This window comes from Proteus penneri (assembly GCF_022369495.1).
Taxonomy (GTDB): domain Bacteria; phylum Pseudomonadota; class Gammaproteobacteria; order Enterobacterales; family Enterobacteriaceae; genus Proteus; species Proteus penneri.
The window spans coordinates 676,816-689,373 of the sequence record NZ_CP059690.1 but is presented as its reverse complement, the minus strand read 5'-3'; the positions used below and the strand labels follow the sequence as shown (position 1 = coordinate 689,373).

The following is a 12,558-nucleotide window of genomic DNA, read 5'->3' as shown; positions in this document are numbered from 1 at the left end:
TGTTTAAAGGTGCCTTACTATTTACCGCAAACGTCTAACTTAGTTTTTCCATTAACCGCCCTAACTATTTTAGGGCGGTTATTATTTTATGCACTACGTTTTAACAACATCGACTTAATATGGCCAATCGCTTTTGTTGGATTGAGTCCTTTAGGACATACGCTGACACAGTTCATGATGCCATGACAACGAAACACACTGAACGCATCGTTAAGATCATCAAGGCGAGATTCTGTTTCTGTATCGCGACTATCAATTAAGAAACGATATGCAGCTAACAATCCAGCAGGTCCGATAAACTTATCTGGATTCCACCAGAATGACGGACAAGAGGTTGAACAACAAGCACAAAGGATACAATCGTAAAGCCCATCAAGCTTTTCACGCTGTTCTGGTGACTGTAAGTTCTCACGAGCAGGAGGATTCTTGCCATTATTAATTAAATACGGACGAATTTTCTCGTACTGTGTATAGAACTGAGTCATATCCACTATTAAATCACGAATTACTGGTAAACCAGGTAACGGTCTGATCACAATTTTCTTACTTCCTTTCTGTAAAGATGAAATAGGTGTGATACAAGCCAAACCATTTTTACCATTCATGTTCACACCATCAGAGCCGCAAACACCTTCACGACAAGAACGACGGAACGATAAGGTAGGATCTTTTTCCTTTAATTGAATTAATGCATCCAACAGCATCATGTCACGCCCTTCAGGAACTTCTAGGGTGTAATCTTGCATATGCGGCGCATTATCAACGTCGGGATTGTAACGATAAATCGAAAATTCAAGTTTCATATTTAAAAGTCTCCGCAACTTCAATAACACCGCTAATTAATATGTACGCACTTTTGGTGGAAAAGCTTCACGCAGTTTCGGCTGCATATTGACTTCACGTCGTGTCATTGTTTCGGTTTGCGGTTGATATAATGTATGGCATAACCAATTAGCATCATCACGTTCTGGGAAATCGAAACGGCTATGAGCTCCACGGCTTTCTGTACGGAAGTTTGCAGATACCGCGGTGGCATAAGCTGTTTCCATCAAGTTATCTAATTCTAAGCATTCAATACGCTGTGTATTGAATTCACTTGAATTATCATCCAGTCGTGCATTTTGTAAGCGCTCACGAATCACTTTCAGTTCTTCTAAGCCTTTTGCCATTGCATCACCTTCACGGAATACCGAGAAGTTATGCTGCATACAAGATTGCAGTGCTTTACGGATTTCAACTGGATCTTCACCAGAACGGTTATTTTCCCAGCGATTTAAGCGAGTTAATGCAGCTTCAATATCAGAATCGCTCGCATCACGCATTGTGCCTTGTTCCATCAGTGATTCTTTTAAGTGCACCCCTGCTGAACGGCCAAATACAACGAGGTCTAACAACGAGTTACCACCTAAGCGGTTTGCACCATGAACAGATACACAAGCAATTTCACCAACTGCGAACAGTCCAGGAATAACCACGTCCTCGCCTTTCTCGTTCACACGAATAGCTTGACCCGTTACTTTTGTTGGAATACCCCCCATCATATAGTGACAAGTAGGTATAACAGGGATTGGCTCTTTAACTGGGTCAACGTGTGCGAAAGTACGAGAAAGATCAAGAATACCCGGTAAACGAGACTCAAGAACTTCTTTACCGAGGTGATCAAGTTTCAATTTCGCATGAGGTCCCCAAGGACCATCACAACCACGACCTTCACGAATTTCGATCATAATAGAACGAGCAACCACATCGCGGCCGGCAAGATCTTTGGCGTTTGGTGCATAACGTTCCATAAAGCGTTCACCGTCTTTATTTAACAGATATCCGCCTTCACCACGACAACCTTCGGTCACCAATACGCCCGCACCCGCAATACCGGTTGGGTGGAATTGCCACATTTCCATATCTTGCAGAGGAACACCTGCGCGAACCGCCATACCTACACCATCACCTGTGTTGATATGCGCATTTGTAGTTGACTGGTAAATACGACCCGCACCGCCAGTCGCTAAAATTGTGGCATTTGCTTTGAAATAAACAACTTCACCCGTTTCGATACAAATTGCAGTACATCCAACAATATCGCCATCTTGGTTTTTCACTAGATCCAGTGAATACCACTCTGAAAAGATGGTTGTGTGATTTTTTAAATTTTGCTGATAAAGGGTATGCAATAATGCGTGTCCAGTACGGTCAGCAGCCGCCGCTGTACGCGCAGCTTGTTCACCACCAAAGTTTTTTGACTGACCACCAAATGGACGCTGATAAATACGACCATCATCTAGTCGAGAAAATGGGAGCCCCATATGTTCCAACTCTAAAATTGCTTCAGGGCCGGTTTTACACATATATTCGATAGCATCTTGGTCACCAATATAATCGGAACCTTTTACCGTATCGTACATGTGCCATTCCCAGTTATCCTCATGAGTATTACCTAGCGCAACAGTAATACCACCTTGAGCGGAAACAGTATGAGAACGAGTGGGAAAAACTTTAGAAATCAGTGCACAAGACAGACCCATTTGAGAAATCTGTAAAGCGGCACGCATACCGGCACCACCCGCACCAATAACAACAGCATCAAACTCTCTTACTGGCAGATTCATTACACACCCCACACCACAATTGTTCCATAAATAAGATAAACCAACAGCGCAACAACAATAATCAGTTGTAAAGTCAGGCGTAATGCCAGCGGTTTAATATAGTCCGTTAACACTTGCCACATTCCTATCCACGCGTGAATAAGAATAGAAAGCAACGTCAAGATGGTGAACACTTTGGTTAAGGATGAGCTAAAAAACCCACGCCATACCTCATAGGTTATTTCTGTTGTAGCAATAAATCCCACAAGATAAAGAACATATAAAACGATAATAATGGCTGAAGCACGAAGGAATAACCAATCCTGTATGCCAGTACGGCCTAAAGTAGAAGAATTACTTACCATACTAATACCCCCGCCAATATTGATAAAATAACAGTAATAACCATTGATGCAGCCGCTGAGTTGCGACCGACAATCAAGGTTTCATCAATAAAGCCGAAGTCCATCAACATATGACGAATACCACCACAAATATGGTATGCCAATGCCGTTAGGATGCCCCACAAAATAAATTTTGCGAAGAAACCAGTCATTATTTCAGCCGCTTGCTGAAAACCTTCAGGAGAAGAGAGAGAGGTGCCAAGTAACCACAGTAAGATGCCAACTGCGACTAACATAATAACACCAGAGACACGATGCAAGATCGATGCGATAGCAGGGAGTGGAAACTGTATCGTCTGTAAATCCAGATTGACAGGTCTTTGTTTTTTCACAATTTATGCCCACACAGCTTTTATAATTTTTCCTTCCTCCGGACCTGGATGGAAATCAAACAGCGAATGGGGTACAAAGGCACATTTTAAGTAAAATGTTAAATCCGTCTATTTTACAAAAATTGTGGATTCGTTACGCTGGTTCTCCATACAACAACGGTTCCGGAGACCTGCGCGCAGTATAAGTGCTTCACAAACTTATTACAATTACCACACAACTTGTGTGCCCGACATTTGCCTCGAACAGTGAGAAGGATCACTATTTAATACATCCGATGCAAAAATGATTATCATTTTTGACACATGCACAACATTTTCATTACATTTACTGCATAATTTTAATGTTTATGTTTTTTTTGTGCGCAAACACGCTTCCAGAAACCTCAAACTTATGTAAAAGTGTTGTCAGTACTAATTCTAAGTGCATTGCATAAAAAAGCACCTAAAAAAACATAACATCAAAAGCTCCTTAACATAAGTGACACACTATAGACCTAGATATGACGGGCATTAAGTAAAACTCGGCTGGGTACCTTACATCAACTATAGTTTCACTATCGAAGTGCATCTTTATGAAGATACCCTCGACTTTGTTAGGAGACATATAAGCGCTAAGGAGATTATAAATGGCTGATAACAAAGCTAAGCTAACGATTGCTGAAACATCTGTAGACTTGGACGTTCTATCCCCTACACTCGGTTCCAAAGTTATTGATATTCGTACTCTCGGCTCCAAAGGTTATTACACCTATGATCCTGGCTTTACCTCAACCGCCTCTTGTGAGTCAAAAATCACTTTTATTGATGGTGATAACGGTATCTTACTTCACCGTGGTTTCCCTATCGGGCAATTAGCGACTGAATCAACATACTTGGAAGTCTGTTATATCCTGCTGTACGGTGAAGCACCGACACAGGAGCAATACGATAAATTTAAAACCACAGTGACGCGTCACACCATGATCCATGAACAAATTACCCGACTGTTCAATGGGTTCCGTCGTGATTCACACCCAATGGCCGTGCTGTGTGGTGTTACAGGTGCTTTAGCTGCGTTCTATCACGATGCATTGGATGTCAGTAATCCGGTTCACCGTGATATTACGGCTTACCGCCTGCTCTCTAAAATGCCAACAGTGGCAGCGATGTGTTACAAATATTCGATTGGTCAACCTTTCGTTTATCCAAGAAATGACCTCTCCTATGCAGGTAACTTCTTGCATATGATGTTTGCAACACCATGCGAAGAGTATATTGTTAACCCAGTACTTGAACGCGCAATGGATAGAATTTTCATCCTTCACGCAGATCACGAGCAAAATGCATCAACTTCGACTGTGCGTACAGCTGGTTCTTCTGGTGCAAACCCATTTGCATGTATCGCAGCAGGTATCGCGTCACTTTGGGGACCCGCTCACGGTGGTGCTAACGAAGCTTGTCTACGTATGCTGGAAGAGATCAAAACGGTTGAACACATTCCTGAATTTATTAAACGAGCAAAAGATAAAAATGACTCCTTCCGTTTAATGGGCTTTGGTCACCGTGTTTACAAAAACTACGATCCTCGTGCGACAGTAATGCGTGAGACCTGTCATGAAGTGTTAAAAGAATTAAACCTCAATGACAGCTTGCTTGAAGTGGCGATGGAATTAGAACGTATTGCTCTAAACGATCCGTATTTTATTGAGAAAAAACTGTATCCTAACGTTGATTTCTACTCTGGTATTATCCTGAAAGCGTTAGGTATTCCATCCAATATGTTTACGGTTATTTTTGCGATTGCACGTACAATTGGTTGGATTGCTCACTGGAATGAAATGCACGAAGATGGTCTGAAAATTGCGCGTCCTCGTCAGCTTTATACTGGTTATGATGAGCGCGATTTTAAAAGTGAAATTAAAAAGAAATAATTGATTTTTTTATTAATTATCCTTGTTAAGCCCCGATTAAATCGGGGCTTTATGTTTTAAAGTTATCGATAAAATCGATCAGCTTTTCAAATATTCTTGTGGTGTTTGACCAGTCATTTTCTTAAAAAAGGTAATAAAGGCACTGTCACTGGCAAATCCTAATATCTGGCTAATATCTATATAACGATGATGAGTAGCTAATAATTCAATGGCTTTCATTAATCGCCACTGTTGACGCCATTGCTGGTAACTTAAGCCTGTTTCTTTATAAAATAAGCGTGTGATCGTTTTCTCACTCGCTCCCACATACTTTGCCATTTCTTGTAACGGTGGCGGCAAATCATCAAATGATAAACGTTTTAATCGCCTATCTTTCGGCATAAATAAATGATTAGGTTGTCGTTGAGCCTGCGTGATTTCATCAAAGAAAACCGCCAATAAATTGGCGTAGCGTCCTTCTTCCCATTGTGTATCAAAATCAGCTACAGAAATACGCTCAAGAATTTCTCGTAAAAGAGGAGAAAGCGTAAATATCTCACTCTCACTTGGAAATTTATCATGATATTTATCGGAAATATAAACAGAGCGATATCCCACAGAGGCATACATTTCGACTCGATGTTCCAATTTTGCGGGGATCCACGCAATTCTCATAGGGGGTAAAACAGAAACCCGAGAGGCCAAAGTAATTCGCATACATCCTGACTGCGTAAATAATAATTGTCCTCTATCATGAGAATGAAATCCTGAATCGTGCTTTCCCATTTCTGCTGCAATACCCACAACTGATGCAAGATGCTCTTCTGGCACAAAGTGGTCGTATTGATTAAGCCAAGCCATCACTTGTCCTATTTGAAAAATAATATGTCTTTATGTTTATAAAAAGACATTCATTATCTCTGTATTCTGCTCATCAAGATTTAAGGATGTAGGATAAAAAGATGAACAAAAAACTCTCTTTATGGTTAGCAATTGCGTTAATGATGTTTCCACAAATTGCAGAAACCATTTATAGCCCAGCACTTACTGATATTGCAAACGGCTTTCATGTCAATGCAAACGAGGCTGGACAAACACTTTCGCTCTATTTCTTTGCATTTGCATTGGGGGTCATTATATGGGGTCGGTTATGTGATGTCATTGGTCGTCGTCCGACAATGTTAGCTGGGTTGTTTATTTATGCTATTGCTTGTCTTGGTGTTTTCATGACACAAGATTTTTCAGTCTTACTTGGATTGCGCATGCTTTCCGCTTTTGGTGCTGCGGTAGGCTCAGTAGGCACACAAACCATTATGCGTGATGTCTATAGTGGCGATGAGTTAGCAAAAGTATTCTCAGTTATGGGAGCCGCTATCGCATTAAGCCCGGCAATAGGTATGTTAAGTGGTTCATTATTAGTGAGTTATGCCGGCTACCAAGGCGTATTTAGTGGCCTAGCCCTTCTTGCCTTGATTTTACTGTTATGGAGTGCTTTTGCTTTACCTGAAAGTCGCCCTGAAGCAATAAAAACAGCCCCATTAGGAGAAACGGCAATAAAAATGCTTAAGGATAAGCAAATTGCTAAAACTGTATTATTAATTGCCTTTTTTAATATCAGCCTTTTTGCTTATTATCAGTTAGCACCTTTTATGTTTGATAAACAAGGTTATAGTGCAAGCACCTTTGGATATAGTGGCATTGTGTTAGCAATAGGTGTCGGTATTGGCTCTTATATTAATAAAGCATTATTAAATCATCATTGGTCATGTGGAAAATTAGTTTTACTTGCCAGCTTTATTGCATTAGTGAGTGCTGCGGGTGTTTATTTTTTACGTGATCACATTAGCTTTATTATCCCAATGATGACGAGTGTTATTGCTTATGGCATTGCTATTCCAAATATCTTAGCCACAGCATTAGCACAATATAAAGATCGTTTAGGCACTGCGGGGGCATTATTAGGCTTGTTCTACTATTTGTTAATTGGTGGCGGGCTCGCACTTGCAGGATGGGGACAAGATTTAGCCATCACCTTACTGATTTGTAGCCTCGGCTCCTTGTTGTTGTCTTTCTCTCGCCAAACAACTAAATAATAATTTATCCCGTATCCCTAAAAGGTACGGGATTTTCTCTTACAATTGATCTTATTTTCCGCTGTTATTTTTTTAATCAATTTAGCTAAGTGTTAACGCTTATTTTGTTAAACAGACAATTCTTAAATTTTTCAAATACCACAAAAAATGCCTTTATTATCACTTCTTCATTTTCAGCACTTTTTCCTGATATAACGTTTTATATATTGCAAAATTGAATATTAATAAAGCTAGGTTAGCTTTTTTAGCGTTTACATCTATAAATTTAACAAATGATATACCTTACTTTCGTTTCCAACAATGATAATCAAATTGTTCGTTTCGCTATTTCATGGTAAAAAAAACTGTTTATCCATACATAGCTTAAGGAACTGGCGTGATAAAAAAAATCTTAGACATTTTCCCTATTTTTGGGAAAAAAGACGTCGATATTACTGAGAAATATCTCCAAGAATCTCTTGTACTACTTGCTATATTTGATGAAGGATTACCTAAACGTGCATTAGATTATGTACTTACAGGCAAAAACCCTGAAATTCTTTTTGAGTTAAATAAACTGGATGCAGCAAAAGCAGCCGTTTATTTTCATCGTGCAGGAACATTAGAATGGTGGTATGCCAGTAATATTGATACAGGAAAATATAGTAAAGTTATCACCCAAGGCCTTAATGCCCGCCATAAGCTTTACTCTAAAGTTGGCGAAAGCTTTTCCTTAGAACAAGTCGCTCGTTATGCAAAAGTCATTGCAGCCGCATGTCAAGATATCAATATCAAAGTGACAACAACTGAAGTGCCAACTTGGGTTATTTACCTGTTAGTTGATGCGTTTTACACCACTTATGATAATGCACGTAATCTTAATTTAGAGCATCGTAAACATTGGAGTATGGAATTTATCGCTAATATGGTCGAAGCAGAAGCCAATATTGCAGGCGAAAATGCATTATTCGCACTATTTGATAGAAAAGATATCTCTGAATATTATGCTTCTAATCTTAAGCGTATTTATGAACTTCATGATTTAAAAGATTATCTACTTTCACATCAAGAATTTATTAGAACAGAATTAATTGAAAAACTATCAGCAAATGGTTTAGTTGAGCTCATTAACTATCTAAATAAAAATACGATATTACGCGATACTTTTGCAGATATTATTGTTTTACTTGCCACCAGTAACTTAAAAACCGTTAAGAAAACCGCAGAGCCAATTTTAAATACCTTACCGGCTGAAATTGTAAAAGAAAATTTAACCCATGTTTTAATGAATGGTACACCAAAACAACGTACACAAGCGGCTGATTTATTTGCTCGCCAAGGTGAAAACCGTGATGTACTTGAAGAAGCGTTAAAACATGAAACCTCAAAAGCAGTCATCAAAAGTATTGAAAGTGCCCTACAACGCTTTAGCGTTGCTGATAATGCAAACACTGTTGATGCCATCGAAGCCCCTGATTTTACGCCATTAGAAGATACACCATTACCCGATAGTGCCCGTGATATGATGGTCAATAACTTCAATGAAATGTTAGCTAAAGCGAAAGAAAATGCTGAACGCGAAATTGAAGAAAATAAAACATCGAAGCACTCTTATAATTGGGCACAACGTCATTATAAAGATTTATCTAAGATTGATGAAAAACAATGTCGTGCATTAGTTGATAAACTCAACAGTGGGCAAGGCACTATTCAGTCGAATGAGATCCAAATTATTAAACACAAAAATCGTATTCCTAATTTGCCAGAATACACATTCTTTCATGCTGTGCGTGTGATAACCAACAACCGCCAACATGCCGATCACTTCTCCTCTCACTACTTTAATGGTGATATTCCTGAGCGTTTATTTAGTGATATTGAATTACGACAAGTTGAAAATGTATTAGAAAGATGTGGCTTCAAACGTGCAGCCCGTGTCACAGCGGCACTATGCTTAGAATCCTATCAAGATGGTTTACGCCGTTTTCGTAAACCAGAACAAATTTGGCCTTTCTTCTCTCAACATACTGATTATATTGCAGAAGCCCTAAACTTAATGCCAAACCAAAGTGAACATCGTTATCGTCAATTTGAAACATCACAAGGTATAGAAGTATTAGGTCGTTTCCCAACCATTCCTGCACAATTTGTTCCGCGCATCATGGAATTGGCATTAGGCGAAAATAAAACACACCGCGTTTCTGCACAAAAATTATTAGAAACTCTGCCTAATATTCATTTAAGTGCACAAGAAGGATTAACCTCAAGTAAACAAGAGATCCGTGTTACAGCCATTGAATGGCTAGCTCGCTTAAATAATCCGGATTCCTTACCTGCGCTTAATGCCTTATTGAAAAAAGAGAAACGCGAAGTAGTGCGAGCTTCTTTACTCACTGCATTAGAGCAATTAGGTGAAGACATTTCGAGCTATTTATCACCAAAAACATTATTAGCAGAAGCTGAAAAAGGCCTTAAAGCCAAAGTACCAGCAAGCCTTGCTTGGTTTAATTTTGAGGCAATTCCTGCACTCACATGGGAAAATAAAAAAGCGGTTGATCCCGCGATTATTCGTTGGTGGATTATTCTGGCAGTAAAATTAAAAATGCCAGGAGGCAACGCGCTATTACAACGTTATATCGGCCTGCTTTCTACAGATAGCCAACATAAACTTTCTAGCTTTATTCTGCATACCTTCGTTGCTCAGGATATTAAAGGGCCATCACTGGAAGAAGCAATGGTAGAAGCGCAACGTGAAGCACCGGGACGTTTAAGCAATTATCAAAACTGGGCGAAGCGTTATCCTGAATATTACGCTAAATATGAAAACTACACTTTAGAGCAAGTAATTGAAGAGATTAAAAACGAGGTATTACGTCGTTATTTAGGCTCTGCAATCAGTGATAAAGGTATGTTAGCGCTTATCTGTGGGATTGAAGGTCATGTTGCGGTATCTGTACTACGCAACTATATGCGCGATCATTATCAGCGTCGTGCACAAATTGAAGCGATGATTGATGCGGTTGCTTCAAGCAATGATCCTATTATCATCCAACTTCTTCTTTCGTTATCTCGTCGCTATCGCACTGCATCTGTTCAGGAAAAAGCCCGTTATTTAGTTACGCAAATCGCAGAACGTAATGGCTGGAGTGCAGATGAATTAGCCGATAGAACTATTCCAACCGCAGGTTTTGATGATACCGGAACATTAGTGCTGGAATATGGTGAACGTATTTTCACTGCAAAAATGGATGCAAAACAAAAACTTGTTCTATTTAATCCAGAAGGAAAAGAAGTTAAAGCGTTACCTGCTGCGCGCAAAAATGATGATGCGGAGCTGATTAAGGAAGCGAAAAAACTTTTCACTTCAAGTAAAAAAGAACTTAAACAAGTTATTGAATTACAAAGTGTGCGTTTATATGAAGCCATGTGTGCTCAACGTCAATGGTTAAGTGCAGATTGGCAAGAATATATTTTAGCTCACCCAATTATGCATAAATTAATTGAACAATTAGTTTGGCAGGAAGTTAAAAATGGCGAAGTGATCAATACGTTCCGCCCTTCTGATGACGGCGCATTGCTTAACCTTGAAGATGACGAAGTCACTTTACAAAACGACTCATTTATTCAATTAGCCCACGCGGCATTAGTTAATGAAGATGAACGCAAAGCATGGATTGCTCATTTTAAAGATTACAAAGTGAAGTTCTTATTCTCACAAATGGAACATAAGATCCCAGAGTTAGATCTAACGCAAACAGAAGTTGAAGACCGAAAAGGCTGGATCACAGACACTTTCACTTTACGCGGTATTTTAACCAAAATGGGTTATCAGCGTGGCCCAGCAGAAGATGGGGGTTCGTTCTCCCACTATTACAAATTCTTCTCTAGTTTAAACTACTACGTCAACATCGGTTTCAGTGGTAGCTATGTGCCAGAGGAAAACATTCCTGCTGTCTTATTTGATTTGAGCTTTGAGAAAAATCAGCAAGATTACTGGGATCGCAATAATGTTGAGCTAAAAGAAGTTCCGCCAATTTTATTAGCTGAAAGCTATGCTGATTATCTAAAAATCGCTGAAGCTTGTGCAGGATTTGATCCTGAATGGGAAAAGAAAACACCTTGGTAATAATTAGGGATAACTAGGAAAGAATATGGCTAAAAAAGCACCCGCAGATCAACAAGTAATCAGGGAAAGTGCTGAGGTTCGATTTGCTCAAGAGTTAGAGTGTTTAACAAAAGCAGATGTTAATAATCCTAAACCACAAGGATGGCTTCGCTCTCCTCGTGCTGTACGCCAATTTATTTTAGGTGATGATGCATTAGGCATCACACCTAAATTTTTCGGTGACGATGCCTTGGTTGATCGCGCGATTGTCACATTATTAGGCAAGCAAGGTTTAATGCTAGTGGGTGAACCAGGTACAGCAAAATCAATGCTCTCAGAGCTTTTTGCTGCCGCCATCAGCGGTGATTCAGGATTAACTATTCAAGGCACTGCGGGCACTACAGAAGATCACATCAAGTACTCATGGAACTATGCGTTGTTATTAGCAGAAGGCCCAACAGAGCGCGCTTTAGTGGGATCACCGCTTTATCAAGGTATGTTGCAAGGTAAAATTGTTCGCTTTGAAGAGATAACCCGTTGTCCTCCTGAAATTCAGGACGTACTGGTTTCTTTGATGTCAGAAAAACAGTTAATGATCCCCGAAATGGGTGATGGTGCGCGTATTAGTGCAAAACCTGGGTTTAACCTTATCGGTACCGCAAACTTACGCGATCGTGGTGTTCATGAAATGTCAGCCGCATTAAAGCGCCGTTTTAACTTTGAAACCGTAAAACCTATTCGTGATCCGGCATTTGAAATTAGCTTGATCCAATCACAGCTTGAAAATGAATTAGGCTCTTTAGCTAATGAAGTGACGGTGCCTGCTGACGTAGTTGAATTGCTGGTAACCACATTCCAAGAATTACGTTCAGGTAATACACAAGATGGCGGCAATATCAAAACGCCTGATGCAGTTATGTCAACCGCAGAAGCCGTAAACATTGCTTATGCTTGCGCCTTAGAAGCGCATTATTTAGGTGATGGAGTGATGAATGCTGGTGCAATTGCACGCCAATTAATCGGTGTTGTATTAAAAGACAATGCTGATGATATCAAGCGTATTCGTTATTACATGGACAATGTAGCCAGAGAAAGAGCCAGAAACAGTAAAGAGTGGAAAGCGTTCTTTGATGCATCAAAAGAGTTTTGGCAATAACACGCTGAGATTAAT

At 39.8% G+C, this 12,558-nt stretch carries 9 protein-coding genes; 4 read left to right on the top strand and 5 right to left on the bottom strand.

The genetic code is table 11. From position 1 onward, the window contains the following. Positions 1-86: 86 nt before the first annotated feature. The 4 genes from H1225_RS02985 to sdhC are packed head-to-tail and all read right to left on the bottom strand — an operon-like array spanning position 87 to position 3,324. Positions 87-803 carry a succinate dehydrogenase iron-sulfur subunit gene (locus H1225_RS02985; RefSeq protein ID WP_006537662.1) on the bottom strand — a complete coding sequence of 239 codons (717 nt, stop codon included), beginning with the start codon at positions 801-803 and terminating at the stop codon, positions 87-89. A gap of 36 nt (positions 804-839) precedes the next feature. Beyond that, a complete protein-coding gene (gene sdhA, locus H1225_RS02980) occupies positions 840-2,606 on the bottom strand; it encodes a succinate dehydrogenase flavoprotein subunit (RefSeq protein ID WP_006537663.1) in 1,767 nt (588 codons plus the stop codon). After that, a complete protein-coding gene (sdhD, locus tag H1225_RS02975; protein WP_006537664.1) occupies positions 2,606-2,950 on the bottom strand; it encodes a succinate dehydrogenase membrane anchor subunit in 345 nt (114 codons plus the stop codon). Before sdhD ends, sdhA begins: the two co-directional genes overlap by 1 nt. Beyond that, a complete protein-coding gene (gene sdhC, locus H1225_RS02970) occupies positions 2,944-3,324 on the bottom strand; it encodes a succinate dehydrogenase cytochrome b556 subunit (RefSeq protein WP_129586864.1) in 381 nt (126 codons plus the stop codon). The genes sdhD and sdhC overlap by 7 nt, the downstream gene beginning before the upstream one ends. A 623-nt stretch (positions 3,325-3,947) precedes the next feature. Between sdhC and H1225_RS02965 the strand changes: the two genes are divergently transcribed. Next, positions 3,948-5,231 carry a citrate synthase gene (locus H1225_RS02965; RefSeq protein ID WP_072062920.1) on the top strand — a complete coding sequence of 428 codons (1,284 nt, stop codon included), beginning with the start codon at positions 3,948-3,950 and terminating at the stop codon, positions 5,229-5,231. Between the two features lie 78 nt (positions 5,232-5,309). Here H1225_RS02965 and H1225_RS02960 read toward each other — a convergent pair whose 3' ends face one another. Next, a complete protein-coding gene (locus H1225_RS02960) occupies positions 5,310-6,071 on the bottom strand; it encodes an AraC family transcriptional regulator (protein ID WP_006537667.1) in 762 nt (253 codons plus the stop codon). 101 nt (positions 6,072-6,172) lie between these two features. Between H1225_RS02960 and H1225_RS02955 the strand changes: the two genes are divergently transcribed. From H1225_RS02955 to H1225_RS02945, 3 genes are all read left to right on the top strand, one after another. Then, entirely contained in the window at positions 6,173-7,303 is a 1,131-nt protein-coding gene (locus H1225_RS02955) for a multidrug effflux MFS transporter (protein ID WP_161706637.1), read from the top strand. Positions 7,304-7,679: 376 nt separating this feature from the next. Next, positions 7,680-11,408: a DUF4132 domain-containing protein gene (locus H1225_RS02950; protein ID WP_161770140.1), complete on the top strand. Its 3,729-nt coding sequence runs from the start codon at positions 7,680-7,682 to the stop codon at positions 11,406-11,408. A gap of 25 nt (positions 11,409-11,433) precedes the next feature. Beyond that, positions 11,434-12,543, top strand: a complete 1,110-nt coding sequence (locus H1225_RS02945) for an ATP-binding protein (protein ID WP_006537674.1) — start codon at positions 11,434-11,436, stop codon at positions 12,541-12,543. Positions 12,544-12,558 lie beyond the last annotated feature (15 nt).